This window comes from Lentibacter sp. XHP0401 (assembly GCF_025751535.1).
In the GTDB taxonomy this organism is placed as follows: domain Bacteria; phylum Pseudomonadota; class Alphaproteobacteria; order Rhodobacterales; family Rhodobacteraceae; genus Lentibacter.
In genome coordinates, this window is record NZ_JAOWLC010000003.1 from 146875 (window position 1) to 164125 (window position 17251).

A 17251-nucleotide genomic window follows, 5' to 3' on the forward strand; every position below is an offset into this window, starting at 1 on the left:
TCACTTTGGAAAACGTATTGGTCACAGGTGGTGCGGGTTATATCGGCTCACACGCCTGTAAGGCTTTGAAGGCCGCGGGGTTTAACCCCGTTACCTTTGACAACCTTGTCACCGGCTGGGCCGATGCCGTGAAGTTCGGACCCTTTGAGCAGGGCGACCTGCTTGACCGCGCGCGGCTTGACGAGGTGTTTGCCGCTTATCGACCTGTCGCAGTGATGCATTTTGCTGCGCTGAGCCAAGTGGGCGAGAGCATGCAAGTGCCAGGAAAATACTGGCTCAACAATGCTGGCGGCTCGCTCAACCTGATCGAAGCGACGGCGGCAGCGGGATGTAAGCACTTTGTTTTCAGCTCCACTTGCGCAACATATGGTGACCAGGACAATGTGGTGCTTGACGAGCAGAGCGTGCAACTTCCGATCAACGCTTATGGCGCGAGCAAGCGCGCGATCGAGGATATGCTCAAGGATTTTGGTGCGAGTGACGGGATCGAAAGCGTGATTTTCCGCTACTTTAACGTGGCGGGTGCTGACCCTGAAGGGGAAGTGGGCGAGCATCATCAACCCGAGACACATCTCATTCCGCTGATCCTTGATGCGATTGATGGCAAACGCGCGGCGCTGACAATTTTCGGCACGGATTATGACACACCTGACGGCACCTGCATCCGCGATTATGTGCATGTCTGTGATTTGGTTGATGCGCATGTCCTGGGGCTGAAGTGGCTCAAAGACGGTAAAGGCAGCCGTGTCTTCAACCTTGGAACCGGCACAGGTTTTTCTGTGCGCGAGGTGATGGATCGTGCCGCAGAGGTGACTGGTAAGGCTGTGCCGCACAACGAAGGGCCGCGCCGCGCGGGCGACTGCACCAAACTTGTTTCCGGCTCAAGACGCGCCGAAGACGAACTTGGCTGGATGCCACGGCGATCGAACCTTGAAAAAATGGTAGCTGATGCGTGGAAATGGCATCAGACTGGACACTATGAGAAATGACACGCCCGCTGCCCGCCTTTTAGACCTGTCACGGCTGATAAGCCGCGCGGGGCGCGTGCTGACCGGTGTTGACCGTGTAGAACGTGCCTATCTGGATGCAGTGCTGGAGAGCGATGTACCTGCTTACGGGCTAATCCGAACGCCGCTCGGGTTTTTGCTGCTGGATGAGGCCGGCTTACGCAAGCTTGCCGACAAGATTGACGGGATAAAACCTTGGGGCGCGGCCAGTCGCTTTGCTAAGGTGTTTTCCAAACTGAGCCCCGAGTTGCAACGCGCACTGACAGATATGCGGAAACTCTCTACTGCCCGCAGCACAAGGCGGGGACTCGGCCGCATGCTGAAGCGACATTTGCCCGACAGAACCGCCTATCTCAACACAGGCCACAGCAACCTGACCGATTATGTGATAACCGGTGTTAAAGCCCTGCGTGGCGCGACGATTGCTGTGTTTGTGCATGACACCATTCCGCTTGATCTGCCGCATTTTCAGCGTGAGGGATCTGTGGAACGCTTCAAGCTGTTTCTGAGACGTGTCTCTGCGAAAGCGGATCTTGTGATCTATAATTCACGCGCCACACAGGAAAGCGCAGAGCGACATATGGCTGAATATGGACGCACACCCAAAAGGCTTGTGGCGCATTTGGGCGTTGATCTGCATAAAGCCGACAAGAGCGCACTGCCCAAGGGTCTGCCGTTTGAAGAGCCGTTCTTCGTCTGCGTGGGCACACTTGAGCCACGCAAGAACCACCTGCTGCTGATTGATGTCTGGGAACAGATCGAAAAACAGGTTCCACCGCAGGACATGCCGCATTTGCTGATTTGCGGGCAGAGGGGCTGGAAAAATGAAGAGTTTTTCTTCCGCCTCGACAACTCGCGCCTGAAGGGACGGTTTGTGCATGAGGTGGCTGGATTGAGCGACGGGGCCATTGCTGCACTGCTTGATGAGGCAGCGGGGGTTGTGTTTCCCAGCCTTGCCGAGGGCTATGGGCTGCCTGTTTTGGAAGCCGCCGCACGAAAAGTGCCTGTGATCTGCGCCGATCTGCCTGTTTACAGAGAGTTGCTCGCCGATATTCCCGTTTACGCAAGCGTTAATGACAGCTATCTTTGGATTAGAAGGATAATGTCATTGGCTGAAAGCAGGCGGACAGGACAAAGGCCCACACGAGAAGCCTTCGCCCCGCCAACATGGACCGCACATTTCAACCTCGTCTTAAGTGAGACGTGATACAGATGGTTCAGGTAATAGTTTTAGGCCGTGAGGTGAGGTAGCAGTTGGGCTTGGTCCAGTCATATCGCTTGAGGTTGCAGCGCCGCCGTTGGCGTATTCGCGCGTTTCGCAAACGCCGCGAACTGAAGGCAATGTCGGACCGCACTTCACAAGTAAAGCCTGACGATATTCTCTGCTTCTCGACTCTGCGCAACGAGCGGGTGCGCCTGCCCTATTTTCTCAAGTATTACCGCGACCAAGGCGTTGATCACTTTTTCATAGTTGATAATGACAGCAGCGATGGCTCGCTCGAATACCTCATGGAGCAGCCGGATGTGTCTGTCTGGCACACCGCGAAGAGCTACAAGCGCGCGCGCTTCGGTGTAGACTGGCTGAACTGGTTGCAGATGAAGCACGCCCATGGGCATTGGGCGCTTGTTGTCGACCCTGACGAATTCCTTGTCTATCCGTTCTGTGACACGCGGCCCATCAGGGCACTGACAGACTGGCTTGATGCCAGCTCGATCAAAAGCTTTAGTGCGATGCTTCTGGATATGTATCCAAAGGGGCGGATTGACGCTCAGCCATACCGTGAGGGGCAGAACCCGCTCGAGATCACCAGCTGGTTTGATTCCGGCAACTACATGATCAACAAGAACAAGAAGTTCGGCAACTTGTGGATACAAGGCGGGCCACGCGGGCGCACGTTCTTCAAGGACCAGCCCGAGAAAGCCCCTGCGCTGAACAAGGTTCCGCTGGTGAAATGGGATCGTAAATACACCTATGTCAGCTCGACCCATATGTTGCTGCCACGCGGGCTTAACCTTGTTTATGATGAGTGGGGCGGCGAAAAGGCGAGCGGCGTGCTCTTGCATACCAAGTTTCTCGACACATTCACCCAGAAGGCCTCGGAAGAACTTGAACGGCGGCAGCATTACTCTGCCAGCGTAGAGTATCGCGCCTATGCCGAAAACATGACGGACAACCCCGACCTTTGGTGCAAGTGGAGCGAAAAATACATCAACTGGCGGCAGCTTGAAATTCTGGGCCTTATGTCAAAGGGGAACTGGGCGTGAGTGGTGTGGGCATCATCATGCTGGTGCACACCGCGTTTGACCGTGCCGAGCAGATCGCCCGGCACTGGAACGCGGCGGGTTGCCCTGTTGTGATCCATGTCGACAAAGCCGTGCCAAAACCCGTTTTCAACACCTTCAAAGCCAGGCTATCAGAACTTGACGATATCCGCTTCTCAAACAGACACCGCTGCGAATGGGGCACATGGGGGATTGTCGCGGCGACGCAGGAAGCCAGCGAGCTGATGCTTGAGAGCTTTGAGGCGGTGCGCCACGTTTACCTTGCCAGCGGGTCTTGCCTGCCACTTCGGCCTGTTGAAGAGCTGATTGATTATCTGGCCGAGCGGCCAAACACCGATTTTATCGAAAGCGCGACCACTGCCGATGTCCCTTGGACTGTAGGCGGGCTCGATGAAGAGCGCTTTACCCTGCGCTTTCCGTTTAGCTGGAAGCGAAAGCGGATTTTGTTTGACCGTTATGTTGCTATCCAGCGGGCTCTGCGCTTCAAGAGAAAGATGCCCAACGGGATTGTGCCACACATGGGAAGCCAATGGTGGTGCCTGACGCGGCAGACCCTTTCGGGGATTTTGGAAGACCCCGACCGCGGCCTTTATGACCGTTTCTTCAAGCGCGTCTGGATTCCCGACGAAAGCTACTTCCAAACCCTCGCACGCCAGCGCAGCCAGAAGATTGAGAGCCGCTCACTGACGCTCTCGAAGTTTGACTTTCAGGGCAAACCGCATATTTTTTATGATGATCACTTGCAACTTCTCAAGCGCTCGGACTGTTTTGTTGCCCGCAAAATCTGGCCACATGCCAACAGGCTTTATGAAGTATTTCTCACTGTCAAAGAAAGCCCCGCCAACCGCACCGAGCCAAACCCGGGCAAGATTGACCGCATTTTCGCCAAAGCCGTTGACCGCCGCACACGCGGGCGGCCGGGGCTTTATATGCACAGCCGCTTCCCCAACCACGGTTGGGAAAATGGAACGACCTCGGGGCAATACTCGGTGCTACAGGGTTTTTCAGACCTGTTTGAAGAGTTTGAGCCGTGGTTTGCAAAGGCGACGGGTACAAAGGTGCATGGCCATCTGTTTGCGCCTGATCGGGTGCATTACTCGGGTGAGCAAAGTGTAATCAACGGTGCTCTGAGCGACAGCGCCGCTGTGCGCGATTACAATCCGCGCGCCTTTCTCACTAGTTTGATCTGGAACACACGAGGCGAACGTCAGTGCTTCCAGTTCGGCCCCGCAGACAGCCAAGAGCTGACATGGCTTATGGCAGCTGATCCGAATGCGCAGATTTCTGTGATTAGCGGTGCGTGGGCCGTGCCTCTCTTTCGCTCCAACAAAAATTTCAGCGAGCTGCGTGCCGAAGCGGCAGAGTTGCAAAAGATCGAAAGCGAGTTTCTCGATGTGCTGCGCTCGCCCCATTCCAAGGCGCGAATCCGGATTTGGACCATGGCCGACTTTATCGAAAATCCAATGGAACATTTACAGACAGTCATTGACGAGATTGGCTTCAAATCGCTTCGCCGCTTGGCCGAAGCACCAAAGATGAACGACCTCTCCGGCTTTGGCCAGTTTCTCCAGAACCTGAAGAACCAAGGCATGCACCCCTATCTCATGGGTGATTTCCCCGTGGTCGGGAACCCGACAGGTGTGCACAAACCCACTCCGAAACCCTATTTGGTAAAGTAGCGCTATGAGCAAACGCTTTGACTATTTTGTTGTGTTTGCCGAGATGCGCACAGGCTCGAACTTTCTGGAAGCCAACATCAACGGCTTCCCGGCGTTGAGCTGTTTGGGCGAAGCGTTCAACCCTCATTTCATCGGATATCCTAACCGCGAGGACTGCCTTGGCGTGACAGAAGCGGCGCGCAACGCTGAGCCGCATGTGCTTATTGATGCTGTAAAGAATGCTCAAGGGCTGGCGGGCTTCCGCTTTTTCCATGATCACGAACCAAGGGTGCTTGAAAGCATTCTGAACGACGCACGCTGCGCCAAGATTATCCTCACACGCAACCCTGTTGAAAGCTATGTCAGCTGGAAGATCGCGCAGGAGACGGGGCAGTGGAAGCTGACCAATGTGGCCAAGCGCAAGGATGCGAAAGCCACGTTTGACCTGAAAGAATTTGACGCCCATCTGAAGGCGCTTCAGGCGTTTCAACTGCGGTTGATGAAGGCGTTGCAGACCACAGGGCAGACGGCTTTCTATGTGGCCTATGAAGACCTGCAGGATGTTGAAGTGATGAACGGCCTTGCGACCTTTCTTGAGCAGCCAGATAAGCTAGAGCGACTTGACCGAAACCTGAAGCGCCAGAACCCCGAGTCGCTGAGCGAGAAAGTCGAAAACTTTGAGGAAATGGAAGCGGCGCTGGCGAGAACAGATCATTTTGGCCTGACCCGCACCCCTAACTTTGAGGCGCGGCGCGGTGCGGCAGTGCCCGGGTATGTGGCTTGCGCAAACACCCCGCTTCTCTTTTTACCTGTGCGCTCGGCCCCCGAGGAAGAGATTTGCCAATGGATGGCCGCACTTGACGGGGTGAGCAAGGCCGAGTTGCAGACCGGTTTTTCACAGAAGACCCTACGCCAATGGATGCGGGGCAATTCGGGCCACCGCTCTTTCAGCGTGCTGCGCCACCCTGCGCCGCGTGCACACCATGCGTTTTGTGAGCGGATTTTGAACAAGGGGCCGAAATGTTTTACCGAGATCAGACGCACCTTGCGACGCGTTCACAAGCTGCCCATCCCAAAAGATGCACCGGATGACAACTGGACCCGCGACGAGCATCGCGCCGCTTTTCTGGCGTTCCTTGATTTTGTGAAGGCCAATGTCTCGGATCAGACGGCCGTGCGCGCCGATGCGTCATGGGGCACGCAGGCGGGAATATTGCAAGGAATGGGCAATTTTGCGCTACCTGACTTTGTTCTGCGTGAAGACGAGCTTGAAGCCTATTTGCCCGCTGTAGCGATGCAGGTCGGCGTGAGCCGCGATGTGCCGCTTGTTGCACCTGCGCCAGACACGCCGTTTGAGCTGAGCGATATCTACGACGAAGAAATCGAGGCACGCGTGGCTGAGGCCTATCAGCGCGACTATCTTGTTTTCGGGTTTTCCAGTTGGAAGTAACGCCTAGGCGACCTGCTTACTCAGATCTTCCGTGATGATCGTATAGAGTGTGCTAGCGTTTTTGTTGGAGCGCAGCTTGGCACAGCGACCAGGATCGCGTAGCGCGCGGCTGACTTTGGCAAGCGCTTTCAGGTGTTCGACACCCGCATCGGCTGGCGCAAACAAGGCAAAGGCCAGATCGACAGGCTCCTTGTCAACGGCGTTGAAGTTGATGGGTTTTTCCAACAAGACAAAGACACCAAGGACTTTTTCAAGCCCGTCAACGCGGGCATGAGGCAAGGCAACACCGTTGCCAACGCCCGTGGGCCCGAGATTTTCGCGCTCTTGAAGGGCGCGAACGGCAATGGCCGCATCAATGCCATATACAGACGCGGCCACTTCGCCAAGCTCTTGCAAAAGGCGTTTCTTGCTCGAGGCGGAGGACAAAACCCTAACCGCCTCGGGCTTCAACAAAGAAGACATTTCCATCATGCGCCTACTGCTCCACAGACGCGCTGGCAAGAAATGCGCCTGTTATTTACCTGGGTCAATCCAGCCGATATTGCCGTCTTCGCGGCGATATACGACATTGAGACCGTCTTTGCTTTCGTTACGGAAAACCAGAACGGGAGAACCGGAAAGTTCCATCTGCATAACAGCTTCACCAACAGAGAGCGACTGTATTTTAGTCTCCATCTCAGCGATGATCATCGGTTGCAGTGAATCCGGTTCAGATTCCTGATCTTCATGATCCGAAGCGAGGATATACGAGGACGCGCCGAAAAGTTCAACAGGCTCCACCCTATCTTTATGGTGGTCTTTCAAGCGCCGCTTATAACGCCTAAGTTGTTTTTCCATTTTCTCGCAGCAACTATCGAACGCTGCGTAGATCTCGTTCTCGCTGGCTTTGGCTGAAGCGGTGAGACCTGTCGAAAGATGCACGGTAGATTCACAGTTGAACTCGTGACCGCTCTTGGAAAAAATCACCAAGGCCTCCACAGGCCGCTCGGCATATTTGGCGACAGCTTCACCAAGCTCTTCTTTCACATGGGTCTGAAGGGCCTCGCCAATGTCGATCTGCTTTCCACTGATTTGGTAGCGCATCTCATATCCTTTTCTATTTGGGACAAATCACAGATTAGGGCCGCGCGATGCGGCCATTGGTTGTGTGAATTCATCCGGAGTTAAGGCTTTTCGCCAGCATGAGCGAGGCCGCTGCAAGAAATGCAGAACGACCATCACAGAAAGCAAATAGACGATTAGCCATAAGTTGATTTGAGGCCACGAGGCCATGGATTGTCAACCGAAACAACAGATTGACGTAAAGAATCAGGAAATACGGAAGCTATCGCCAAGGTAAACGCGGCGAACATTTTCATTTTGAACGACTTCATCAGGCGCACCTGACATTAGCACGGTTCCATCATGCAAAATATAAGCGCGATCAACGATTTCCAATGTTTCGCGCACGTTATGATCTGTGATCAAAACGCCGATACCGCGCTTCTTGAGGTCGGCCACAAGGCTGCGGATATCATTTACAGAAATCGGATCAACCCCGGCAAATGGCTCATCAAGCAGAAGATAGGATGGCTCTGCGGCAAGGCAGCGAGCTATCTCGACCCGCCGCCGCTCACCGCCCGAAAGAGCCATGGCAGGCGCGCGGCGCAAATGTTCTATCGAGAATTCGGAGAGCAATTCTTCAAGCTTTTTGGCGCGCTCGCGGCGATTGGGCTGAACAACCTCAAGGACCGCGGCGATATTGTCTTCTACCGAGAGACCCCGAAAGATCGACATCTCTTGTGGCAGATAGCCGATGCCGAGGCGCGCGCGGCGATACATCGGCAGATCGGTAACATCGACACCATCGAGAATCACATGGCCGCCTTCGGCCTGCACCAGACCTGCTATGGCATAGAATGTGGTTGTTTTGCCCGAGCCGTTGGGGCCGAGCAGCGCCACAACCTCGCCACGCTTCAGATCGAGCGAGACATCGCGGATAACGGGGCGGCGCTTGTAGCTTTTTCGCAGGTTGCGCACTTGCAGCCCTGTTTGGCTTGTTGTCACGGAAAGGGAGGGAGCATCAGTTTTTGACATCAAGCACCGTCTTTACGCGGCCTTCCATGCGCGCGGTTCCTGCACTTGTATCAACGCGCATCCTGTCGGCTGTGATGGCCGCCTGACCTTGCACCAAAAGCACGTTGCCAGACAGAAGGATCAGGCCAGAATCCACATTATATTCGGCTGTCGCCGCTTCCGCTGCATCATCACCGCTCACAAGCGTGACGCCGCCAGACGCGTTAAGCTGAGAAATTTGTGAGCGGTCGGAGTTGTAGACGATGCTCACCGTTCTGGCCGAAATGCGCATGGCGCCCTGACCGATGAGAACATTACCCGTCAAAACGGCTGTGCCGGTGTTCTGGTTGATATCCATGTTGTCGGCTGAAACCTCGACAGGCGCGCTTGTGTCTTGTTTGATGTTGCCAAAGGCAATGTTTGCGCCTTGCGATATCGCAGGGCCAGCCAGTGCAACACAGAGTGATGTGACTATCAAAAAACCAAAGCGCAAAATCTATTCCTCATCTTTCGGCGGAGTGTATACCAGCTTTACCCCGCCTTTTAGCAGAATATGCGCATCTTTTTCCCCTTTGGGAACCTCAAGTGTCATTTGATCCGCTTCAAATGTGAATCCGGGGCCCGCGCCCGTGATTTGACCTTTGCTTTCGGCTTGTAGTTCATTGAGGCTGATAACAAGCGTGGAGGCCGCGATCTTGTAGCCTGTACTGGTTGCCGCCTGAACCCTGCCAGTGAGGGTAACAACCCCAGCGCCCGAATTGTGAACGGCCTTTGTTGAGGATAAATCAACGGTTTGCCCCGAACTGAGCTTGATTTGGGCCGAAACATCTTCAGCTTCCATCAGATCTTTGTCCTCGCTGTTTTGGCGTGCAAGGGCGGCACGCAGCGAGATCAGATCACCGCGCGGGGTGACGCCGAAAACCTCGGGTTGCGATATCTGCTGGCTTTGGGTGCGCTCGGCCAGATCGCTTTCGGAAAACGGGATAGTCGAGACAGGATCAACGCTTTTGGAAAGCAGAAACAAGGTCGATAGCATCGCCAGAGCAATGACGGGCAGAATGATTTTGGCCCACGCCACCAGCTTTGTATGTCTGTCGATATGGCTTTGCATATGCTCTAAGCCCTCCTGCGCCTAGGCGCGTTATGCGTGGGCAAAGATATCGGTTTCCGGCCAGCCTTCCAGATCGAGCATCGCACGTGCGGGAAGGAAGCGGAAACACGCTTGCGCAAGGTCGGTTCGACCTTCACGAGCAAGCATCATATCAAGCTTCTCACGCAGCCTGTGAAGGTGCAGCACATCGGAAGCAGCATACTCAACCTGCGCTTTGGTGAGCGTTTCTGCGCCCCAGTCAGAGCTTTGCTGCTGTTTGGAAATATCTACGTTGAGCAACTCTTGCAGAAGGTTCTTGAGTCCGTGCCTGTCTGTATAGGTGCGGACTAGGCGGCTGGCAATTTTGGTACAGTAAACAGGCGCTGTGAGCGCTCCGAAAGCGTGCTGCATCACCGCAATATCAAAGCGGCCGTAGTGAAAGAGCTTGAGCACATCTGGGTTGGTGAGCATGGCGCAGAGATTGGGCGCTTCTGTCTGGTCGAGAGCAACTTGCACGAGATGTGCGTGACCATCGCCTGAAGAAAGCTGCACAACGCAAAGCCTGTCGCGGTGCGGATGCAAGCCCATGGTTTCGCAATCAATCGCAACGATTGGGCCAAGATCGAGGCCATCGGGAAGGTCGTTTTGATAGAGGTGGTTTGTCATGTGGTGCACCTTCTGAACTTGCCTGCGCTGTCTTGGCGCTGTCTATCTTGTCATACTCGCCTGAGCGGCGAGATCAAGCCAACAGAGGGTTCTTTCCTTAGCCTGAAACTCTGGCTACGGTGGCCCGAAAGCAGCAAGGAGAGCGGCAAGATGAACACAAAATCCAACAGTACGCGCCATGGCGGGCAGATACTTGTGGAGGCACTGGAGGCGCAAGGCGTGAACCGTGTGTTCTGTATTCCGGGCGAAAGCTACCTCGCCGCACTGGACGGGCTTTATGAATCGGGGATCGGCACGATCGTCGCTCGTCAAGAAGGCGGCGCTGCCATGATGGCTGAAGCACATGGCAAGCTGACGGGCAAACCGGGTGTGGCTTTTGTGACCCGCGGACCAGGGGCGACGAACGCCTCTTCGGGTGTGCATGTGGCTTTTCAGGACAGCACGCCAATGGTGTTGTTCATCGGGCAAGTGGCGAGCGACCAGCGTGACCGAGAAGCTTTTCAGGAGGTGGATTACCGCGCGATGTTTGGTCCGCTGGCCAAGTGGGTTGGCGAGATTGATCGGCTCGACCGTATCCCCGAATATGTGAGCCATGCTTTTCACGTAGCCCAGAACGGGCGGCCCGGCCCTGTTGTTCTGTCTCTGCCTGAAGACATGCTTTCTTCTGTTGGCCAGGCCGTCATCGCGCCGAAGGCGGCGCTTGTGTCAGGCAAGGCTTCTGACGCCGATGTGCAGGCGATTGCCGAGCGGCTCGCAGCGGCAGAGCGGCCTATGATTGTTGTGGGCGGTGGCGGCTGGACGGCTGAGGCCGCGCAGGCATTGGGCAAGTTTGCAGAAGCAGCGGCGCTGCCTGTGGGCGCGTCTTTCCGCTGTCAGGATTATCTGGACAACCGCCACCCGAACTATGCAGGTGATGTGGGTATCGGAATCAACCCGGCGCTGGCAAAGCGGGTGAAAGAGGCTGATGTACTGCTTGTTCTGGGCGCACGCATGGGCGAAATGACAACAAGTGGCTACACACTTTTGAACGCACCCGTACCGGAACAGAGCCTCATTCATATCTATCCTGACGCCAGCGAGATTGGCCGTGTTTATCGGCCGGAACTGGGCGTTGTGGCAAAGCCTGCCGAGATTGTGCAGCAGCTTCTGGCTGTGGCAGATAAGGCACGAGGCAAGCGGGCGTCAGATGTAGAGGCAGCGCGCGCGGCTTACGAGGCGTGGCAGCAGCCCAATGAAACACCCGGCGCGCTCAAGATGGAGCAGGTCATCGGTCATCTGAACAAGGTGCTAGGCGATGATGCTATTCTGACGAACGGTGCGGGAAACTATGCCTCTTGGTTGCACCGCTATTACCGCTACCGCGGCTGGCGAACCCAGCTTGCACCTACGAGCGGCTCGATGGGATATGGCCTGCCTGCGGCTGTTGCGGCAAAGCTGGAGCGGCCTGAGCAAGAGGTTGTCTGCCTTGCTGGGGATGGTTGCTACCAGATGGTCATGCAGGAGTTTGGCACAGCCGCTCAATATGGCGCGAATATTCTCGTACTGGTTTGCGACAACGGAATGTACGGGACGATCCGCATGCACCAGCAAAAGCACTACCCCAAGCGCCCCTCCGGAACGAGCCTCGTGAACCCTGATTTCGCGATGATTGCCAAGGCCTACGGCTGCTATGGAGCGACCGCGACAAGCAATGCCGAATTCGAAACAGCTTTTGCTGAAGCGCGCCAAGCGAACAAGCCCGCACTGATCCATTTGAAGATGGACCCCGCAGCGCTTTCGCCAAAGATCAGACTGGAAGAAATATAGGAAGATGGTGCCCAGGAGAGGCATTGAATATCTATATCTTGGGGTTTCACGGTATACCGCTAGAACAAGGTTTCCCATATTTTTAAGGCATCTAGTGCATTTTGGTGTTCCAAGGGGCACCACCCCATACTATATGTTGAGGGTGGACCAGAAGGTGGACTGAATGACAAGGGCATTGAACAATGCTAACCGCTCAGGCCGTGAAAGCGGCAAGCGCTGGGAAGTTTTCGGACGGCGGCGGATTGTGGATTTTCAAAAACGATGACGGCGGCGGCAAATGGGTGCTGCGCGTTCACGTTCATGGACGCCGCAGAGAAATGGGCTTGGGAGCCTATCCGCGCGTTTCACTCAAAGAGGCGCGGCTAGAGGCCGACAAGTGGCGCAGGGTATCTCAGCAAGGCAAAGACCCTATCAAGCAACGCCAAGCCGCCCAGCGCGCCGCAGAACGCAACATGCACCTTCTAACCGACATTGCTCTTGATGCATTTGAAAGCCGCAAAGCCGAACTGAAAGGCGATGGGAAGGCGGGGCGGTGGTTTTCGCCGCTTGAACTGCACATACTTCCCAAGCTTGGCAAGTTGCCCGTTTCCGAAATAGATCAACGCGACATCCGCGATACGCTGGCCCCGATCTGGCATGTCAAAGCAGAAACGGCGCGCAAGGCTATGAACCGTCTTGGCATCTGTATTAAACACGCCGCAGCGCTGGGCTTGGACGTGGATATTCAAGCGGTAGAAAAGGCCAAGGCGCTTTTGGGCAAGCAACGCCACAAAACAGAGAACACACCCGCTCTGCATTGGCAGGACGTGCCAGCCTTCTACCAATCATTAGACCAAGGAACCGTCACTGAACTGGCGCTGCGCTTGTTAATCCTAACGGCGGTCCGATCTAAGCCACTTCGGTTTATGAACTTAGACCAGATCGAGGGCGATGTTTGGACTATACCCGCAGAAGCCATGAAAGGCCGCAAGGACGCGACAAGCGACTTTAGGGTGCCTCTATCAACCGAAGCCTTGGCGGTGATCGAGCAAGCCAAGCCCTTTGCGCGTGACGGGTTCCTTTTTGCTGGCGTGAAGCGTGGCGTTATCTCTGACGCCACAATGGCCCGATATATGGACAGGCGCGGCATGGCAGAGCGTCCACACGGTTTCCGTTCATCGTTCCGTGACTGGACCGCAGAAGCTACGAACACGCCGCGTGAAGTGGCAGAAACATGTCTGGGCCATGTCTCAGGTGGCGCTGTGGAGCTGGCCTATCGGCGCACCGACTATCTAGAACAGCGGCGGGTTCTTATGGAGCGGTGGGGTCACCTTTTGGGCGCAAAGCGATCTAAGGTCATTCAAATTGGATAAGTTAGCACCTCTCTTTGACCCCACATCAGACCGCACTGCATTTGAACAAGCTTGGGTCTATTTTTCAGAGGCCGCAATTGAGCTTGAACAAACATTGGGGGTTCCGATTGCTATGTGGAAAGATTTGACCATGGCACAATTCGGCATTCAGATTTCCTATGGGATTGAGACCGTGATGCCAAATCCAAGAACACTATTTTATCGCGTCACAGATGATGCTGCAAATATTCTTGTGGGGCAGGCTTCTAAAAGTCCAGACGCGTTTGATGCGGCAAAAATGATAGCATTTGCAAATGTTTGGAATGGCGCACCAATGCCTGCATCACTAAGGGCTTTTGCGGCGAGACTGCTAAATGGAGATGAATCCAGGCCGAAACAGCAAGGTGGCGGAATTACAAATCTATTTCTACGATGGCAGATTTATTCTGCATGCCAAATGGCTCACGACTTGTTTGGTCTCGATATTACGCGACAAGACTATGATGAACCTAATAGTGCGGCGGATTTGATGTCGCAACTTGCCGATGAATTTGGACATCCCTATTCGTTCAACACCATCCGCGACTGGTTCAAACACAAAAATTACACCAAGTTTCGACGTCGTTGCGCTCTTGCCAGCGGGTTTATGACTGAAAAGTACCTGATCGATCTAGGGGTCATTAAGCAACCTCGCTAGAGGGGTATGTAAGAAGCCCTCTTTGGACCAAATTGAGGCTAGTTAGTACTTTGTAGTGCACCAACAAGGAGCGCTACCATGCAATATGATTACAATTCACCTAACTATCTTTCTTTTCGCGACCTTCAAGCCAAACTCGGCGGACGTGGCCGAACCACGATCTACCGTGACGTTGATCTGGGACGCTTGCCCAAGCCCGTAAAAATCGGTTCTCGCCTTTATTGGAATGAAGCCGAAATCGACGCGACCCTACAAGCCCGTGCAAACGCATAACTTCACCCCCCGCCATGCAGGGTGCATGGGCGGTGGGTGGAGCGTTTTCCGTAGCAGGAATGTTCTCACTCTACGCCCAGCGCCTTGCGGCATCAACCGTAAGGACCACAACATGAAAAACAATCAATTCTACTCAGGCGAAACACAGGTTTTCTGGACCTGCAAGGCGCTCTTGGACGGGCGCACTATCTCTCATGTCACTGAAATCAGAGAGGTGCGCGGCTGGCGTCTCGGCGCGATTATCCACCGCTTGAAAGCCGACTATGCTTGGCCGATTCAGACATGCTATCGCTCACCCGACAACGTGGCCTTCTATAGCCTCAAGCCAGATGCAGACCGCGCTGCGCTGCGCCTTCCACCATCAGCTAAGGCGCTGGGCCAAGGGGAGGCCGCTCAATGACTTCCCTACGCATTACCCGCCTTCAACGCCGCTTTGGTATCTCTGAGGCGCAAGCCCGTCTCTATGTCGATCTGTTTTTCGGAGGTGTTCACGATGTTTGAAAGTTTCAAGCTAACACCGAAGGGCAAGGCATGGCACGTTAGGGGTCGCAAAGGCGCTGGCGCGGCCACAGAAGCGGCCTGGGTATCTTTAGGCGGTTGCCGTAGCCAAATCGTCGCCGTGCGCGTCTATCTGGCGCTTGTCGCCAAGGGTGGGCGTAATGGCTAGAAATGGAAAAAGATCAAAGGAGGGGCAATATGCCCCTCTACCTTATGCCATGCTCAAATCGAAAGCTTGGCGTTCACTGTCTGGCGCGGCGATCAAAGTTTGGCTGGAACTTCACACCCGATACAACGGCGGCAACAACGGCAAGCTGCATCTGTCTATGAATGAGGCGGCGCAAATTCTCAGCTTGGGCAAGGCAACGGTGCAGCGGGCATTTGTGGAGCTACAAGCCAAAGGCTTCATTGCGTTGGAGGCTGAGGGGAATTGGTATTCTCGCCGCGCCCATGATTGGCGGTTGACGGTTAAGCCGATGCAACGCCCCAAGGGTAAAGAAGTGCCAACGCATGATTGGCGCAACTGGCGTGGAAAAACAAAACACGGTTCTAAGGCGGACCCGTCAGGCTCGGCGGTGGTTCCGTTTCAAAACCAGAGGCGCGACAATGGGTCCACCTGAGAACCCGTCAGAGCATTTTTGGCACCCTGCTTGGGTTCTGGAACGGAACACTAATAGTAACCACTCATAGCGAGGCAACGGCATGGCAGTAACAACACCAAAGACAACAAAGCAGATTCGCGACTATCCCGAAATTGGCGATAGCAAAGATGGACAGCTAAACGTCACCTGCAAAGACGGGTTCTCGTTTGAAGAACTCATGGGCATGAAAACACAAGACGCGGCAAAAGGTGTTTTGACATCGGCCCTAAATGCGCTGGGCGAAAATGGCGCGTGCTATCGCACCTTGGCAGTTTCAATCTTTGCCGAACTGGAACCCCGCGATGCTATCGAGGCCATGCTTGTCGCACAGATGACAGCAACCCATGCCTTGATGACTTCAATGGCATCCCGGGCTATCGACGCAACAAACAGCCATTTAAGGGAAACACATGAACGCTCTATGACCCGCCTTAGTCGAACATATTTAGCGCAGATCGACGCGCTCAAGAAATACCGCGCCAAGGCGCAGCAGGTGGTTAGAGTGGAGCGTGTAACTGTCCATGAAGGCGGGCAAGCGATTGTCGGTGATGTGACCCACGGGGGGAGGGCCGACATTGAAAACTGACGCTAACCCCATAAACCCTAAATTGGCCTCGTCTATAGACACTGGAACGCTCCCTATGGTTAGCTACACGCTAATTGCGAAGGATTTACTATTATGAAAAAACTATTTGGAGTGCTGGTATTTGTTATGGTTTCGGGCTGTGCGTCTGAAATTTTAAAAAGCTATGTAGGAAAAGATGTAACCGAAGTTATGCTCGAACACGGGGCACCGAGTAACGTTTTTAAGCTTCCAGATGGACGCGTGGCGTTTCAGTGGAATAAGGATTCCTATTATACGACTCCTAGCAATACGGTCGTCTATGGCTCAGGCGCATACGCCACAGCGACAACCTATGGAGGCGGCATCCATAGCTACGAGTGTGTGTATACGATTTTTGCAAAACCCAACGCACAAGATTCGTTTACCGTAGTCGATTTTAAAGAACCGTCATTGATGTGCGAATGAGCCGTTGTCAGTTCTGTCAAATTCCTTTCCTGTCTTCATGCAGAGCACCAATTTGTGAATAGTGATATAGGCGTAGATCGTTGCAAGCGGCTTTGGAACGCCCCCAGATGCAGCGCCATAGCCAAATCTACCCGTGAACGCTGCAAATGCCCTTCTAAGAAAGGGTGGAACGTTTGCCGCTTGCACGGCGCTGGCGGTGGCGCGCCAAGTGGGGCAAGGCATCCAAATTATCGTCACGGTAAGCGAACCAAAGAAATGCGAGAGGTTCGACGTGTGGGTTCTTTGTTGCGCAGCTATGCAAACGCGGTGTTGCAAGAGCCGTCCTAGAGGCAGGGGGGATGTATTGTTGAGCGTGTCAAATACTGGACCGCAGGGGATAGCAACTTTTTCACGATGTCAGTTTGAAGACGAAAAGACGGGGGCGGTAAAGAAGTTAAACGCACTCGAATTGGGACCGATGGGGGTAAGCCCAATGCGCACATCCACGATTCAAACATTCTGAAAGGTGCTTGTTTGCCACTGTTGAGCGATAGTCAAAAGGTGGACTATAAGGTGGACTGGTCAGATCGGAAAACCAATAATTCATTGATTTACAATGGTTTTTTGCAGTTTAGTGGTGCCCAGGAGAGGACTCGAACCTCCACGTCCATACAGACACTAGCACCTGAAGCTAGCGCGTCTACCATTCCGCCACCTGGGCAGGTGTCGATGCCTGCGCTTTAAGGGCGGGCAAAGGCGCTGTCAACGGGATTCAAAGAGTTTTGCT

At 54.4% G+C, this 17251-nt stretch carries 20 protein-coding genes and 1 tRNA gene; 14 read left to right on the top strand and 7 right to left on the bottom strand.

Annotation, left to right across the window (positions count from 1 at the left end):
- The first annotated feature begins 5 nt into the window (after positions 1-5).
- The 5 genes from galE (at position 6) to OE750_RS05555 (ending at position 6398) form a co-directional block, all read left to right on the top strand.
- Complete coding sequence (galE, locus tag OE750_RS05535; protein WP_263762296.1) at positions 6-989, top strand: UDP-glucose 4-epimerase GalE; 984 nt, start codon at positions 6-8, stop codon at positions 987-989.
- Positions 979-2214: a glycosyltransferase family 4 protein gene (locus tag OE750_RS05540; protein ID WP_263762298.1), complete on the top strand. Its 1236-nt coding sequence runs from the start codon at positions 979-981 to the stop codon at positions 2212-2214. Before galE ends, OE750_RS05540 begins: the two co-directional genes overlap by 11 nt.
- Positions 2215-2285: 71 nt before the next feature.
- Positions 2286-3272 carry a glycosyltransferase family 2 protein gene (locus tag OE750_RS05545; protein ID WP_263762625.1) on the top strand — a complete coding sequence of 329 codons (987 nt, stop codon included), beginning with the start codon at positions 2286-2288 and terminating at the stop codon, positions 3270-3272.
- A 17-nt stretch (positions 3273-3289) separates the two neighbouring features.
- Positions 3290-4969 (top strand): beta-1,6-N-acetylglucosaminyltransferase, encoded by a 1680-nt coding sequence (locus OE750_RS05550; RefSeq protein ID WP_263762628.1) that lies wholly within the window; start codon positions 3290-3292, stop codon positions 4967-4969.
- Positions 4970-4973: 4 nt separating this feature from the next.
- Positions 4974-6398, top strand: coding sequence for a nodulation protein NodH (locus OE750_RS05555; protein WP_263762300.1), 1425 nt, complete (start codon positions 4974-4976; stop codon positions 6396-6398).
- A gap of 3 nt (positions 6399-6401) precedes the next feature.
- Here the strand turns inward: OE750_RS05555 and OE750_RS05560 are convergent, their stop codons facing one another.
- The 6 genes from OE750_RS05560 to OE750_RS05585 all read right to left on the bottom strand — a co-directional run bounded on the left by OE750_RS05560 (position 6402) and on the right by OE750_RS05585 (position 10209).
- On the bottom strand, positions 6402-6866 hold the full coding sequence (locus OE750_RS05560) for a PTS sugar transporter subunit IIA (protein ID WP_263762631.1): 465 nt from the start codon (positions 6864-6866) through the stop codon (positions 6402-6404).
- A gap of 45 nt (positions 6867-6911) precedes the next feature.
- Positions 6912-7481: a ribosome hibernation-promoting factor, HPF/YfiA family gene (gene hpf / locus OE750_RS05565; RefSeq protein WP_263762302.1), complete on the bottom strand. Its 570-nt coding sequence runs from the start codon at positions 7479-7481 to the stop codon at positions 6912-6914.
- A 225-nt stretch (positions 7482-7706) separates the two neighbouring features.
- Positions 7707-8474 (bottom strand): LPS export ABC transporter ATP-binding protein, encoded by a 768-nt coding sequence (gene lptB / locus OE750_RS05570; RefSeq protein WP_263762305.1) that lies wholly within the window; start codon positions 8472-8474, stop codon positions 7707-7709.
- The gene (locus tag OE750_RS05575) at positions 8461-8946 is read right to left on the bottom strand and encodes an LptA/OstA family protein (protein ID WP_263762308.1); all 486 of its coding nucleotides are present in this window, start codon (positions 8944-8946) and stop codon (positions 8461-8463) included. The genes lptB and OE750_RS05575 overlap by 14 nt, the downstream gene beginning before the upstream one ends.
- A 3-nt stretch (positions 8947-8949) precedes the next feature.
- On the bottom strand, positions 8950-9564 hold the full coding sequence (lptC, locus tag OE750_RS05580; RefSeq protein WP_263762310.1) for an LPS export ABC transporter periplasmic protein LptC: 615 nt from the start codon (positions 9562-9564) through the stop codon (positions 8950-8952).
- A 30-nt stretch (positions 9565-9594) separates the two neighbouring features.
- Positions 9595-10209 (bottom strand): ribonuclease D, encoded by a 615-nt coding sequence (locus tag OE750_RS05585; protein ID WP_263762313.1) that lies wholly within the window; start codon positions 10207-10209, stop codon positions 9595-9597.
- A 150-nt stretch (positions 10210-10359) separates the two neighbouring features.
- Here OE750_RS05585 and OE750_RS05590 point away from each other — a divergent pair, with 150 nt between their 5' ends.
- The 9 genes from OE750_RS05590 (at position 10360) to OE750_RS05630 (ending at position 16485) form a co-directional block, all read left to right on the top strand.
- Positions 10360-12015, top strand: coding sequence for a thiamine pyrophosphate-binding protein (locus OE750_RS05590; protein WP_263762315.1), 1656 nt, complete (start codon positions 10360-10362; stop codon positions 12013-12015).
- Positions 12016-12197: 182 nt separating this feature from the next.
- Entirely contained in the window at positions 12198-13367 is a 1170-nt protein-coding gene (locus tag OE750_RS05595; RefSeq protein WP_263762317.1) for a tyrosine-type recombinase/integrase, read from the top strand.
- Positions 13360-14043, top strand: a complete 684-nt coding sequence (locus OE750_RS05600; RefSeq protein WP_263762319.1) for a hypothetical protein — start codon at positions 13360-13362, stop codon at positions 14041-14043. Before OE750_RS05595 ends, OE750_RS05600 begins: the two co-directional genes overlap by 8 nt.
- 78 nt (positions 14044-14121) lie before the next feature.
- The gene (locus tag OE750_RS05605; RefSeq protein ID WP_263762321.1) at positions 14122-14316 is read left to right on the top strand and encodes a helix-turn-helix transcriptional regulator; all 195 of its coding nucleotides are present in this window, start codon (positions 14122-14124) and stop codon (positions 14314-14316) included.
- A 112-nt stretch (positions 14317-14428) separates the two neighbouring features.
- Positions 14429-14716, top strand: a complete 288-nt coding sequence (locus OE750_RS05610; RefSeq protein WP_263762323.1) for a hypothetical protein — start codon at positions 14429-14431, stop codon at positions 14714-14716.
- 93 nt (positions 14717-14809) lie between these two features.
- Positions 14810-14983 (top strand): hypothetical protein, encoded by a 174-nt coding sequence (locus OE750_RS05615; RefSeq protein ID WP_263762325.1) that lies wholly within the window; start codon positions 14810-14812, stop codon positions 14981-14983.
- A 49-nt stretch (positions 14984-15032) separates the two neighbouring features.
- On the top strand, positions 15033-15434 hold the full coding sequence (locus OE750_RS05620) for a helix-turn-helix domain-containing protein (RefSeq protein ID WP_263762327.1): 402 nt from the start codon (positions 15033-15035) through the stop codon (positions 15432-15434).
- An 82-nt stretch (positions 15435-15516) separates the two neighbouring features.
- Positions 15517-16041, top strand: coding sequence for a hypothetical protein (locus OE750_RS05625; protein WP_263762330.1), 525 nt, complete (start codon positions 15517-15519; stop codon positions 16039-16041).
- A 93-nt stretch (positions 16042-16134) separates the two neighbouring features.
- Entirely contained in the window at positions 16135-16485 is a 351-nt protein-coding gene (locus OE750_RS05630) for a hypothetical protein (protein WP_263762332.1), read from the top strand.
- 614 nt (positions 16486-17099) lie between these two features.
- Here the strand turns inward: OE750_RS05630 and OE750_RS05635 are convergent.
- Positions 17100-17185, bottom strand: a tRNA-Leu gene (locus tag OE750_RS05635).
- Between the last annotated feature and the right edge of the window lie 66 nt (positions 17186-17251).

Coding starts and splice junctions, on each gene's coding strand:
- lptB (WP_263762305.1), bottom strand. CDS start 8,474: ATGTCAAAAACTGATGCTCCCTCCCTTTCCGTGACAACAAGCCAAACA.
- lptC (WP_263762310.1), bottom strand. CDS start 9,564: ATGCAAAGCCATATCGACAGACATACAAAGCTGGTGGCGTGGGCCAAA.
- OE750_RS05620 (WP_263762327.1), top strand. CDS start 15,033: ATGCTCAAATCGAAAGCTTGGCGTTCACTGTCTGGCGCGGCGATCAAA.
- OE750_RS05555 (WP_263762300.1), top strand. CDS start 4,974: ATGAGCAAACGCTTTGACTATTTTGTTGTGTTTGCCGAGATGCGCACA.
- OE750_RS05550 (WP_263762628.1), top strand. CDS start 3,290: ATGCTGGTGCACACCGCGTTTGACCGTGCCGAGCAGATCGCCCGGCAC.
- OE750_RS05560 (WP_263762631.1), bottom strand. CDS start 6,866: ATGGAAATGTCTTCTTTGTTGAAGCCCGAGGCGGTTAGGGTTTTGTCC.
- OE750_RS05590 (WP_263762315.1), top strand. CDS start 10,360: ATGAACACAAAATCCAACAGTACGCGCCATGGCGGGCAGATACTTGTG.
- OE750_RS05605 (WP_263762321.1), top strand. CDS start 14,122: ATGCAATATGATTACAATTCACCTAACTATCTTTCTTTTCGCGACCTT.
- OE750_RS05615 (WP_263762325.1), top strand. CDS start 14,810: ATGTTTGAAAGTTTCAAGCTAACACCGAAGGGCAAGGCATGGCACGTT.
- OE750_RS05595 (WP_263762317.1), top strand. CDS start 12,198: ATGCTAACCGCTCAGGCCGTGAAAGCGGCAAGCGCTGGGAAGTTTTCG.
- hpf (WP_263762302.1), bottom strand. CDS start 7,481: ATGCGCTACCAAATCAGTGGAAAGCAGATCGACATTGGCGAGGCCCTT.
- OE750_RS05540 (WP_263762298.1), top strand. CDS start 979: ATGAGAAATGACACGCCCGCTGCCCGCCTTTTAGACCTGTCACGGCTG.
- OE750_RS05585 (WP_263762313.1), bottom strand. CDS start 10,209: ATGACAAACCACCTCTATCAAAACGACCTTCCCGATGGCCTCGATCTT.
- OE750_RS05630 (WP_263762332.1), top strand. CDS start 16,135: ATGAAAAAACTATTTGGAGTGCTGGTATTTGTTATGGTTTCGGGCTGT.
- OE750_RS05610 (WP_263762323.1), top strand. CDS start 14,429: ATGAAAAACAATCAATTCTACTCAGGCGAAACACAGGTTTTCTGGACC.
- OE750_RS05625 (WP_263762330.1), top strand. CDS start 15,517: ATGGCAGTAACAACACCAAAGACAACAAAGCAGATTCGCGACTATCCC.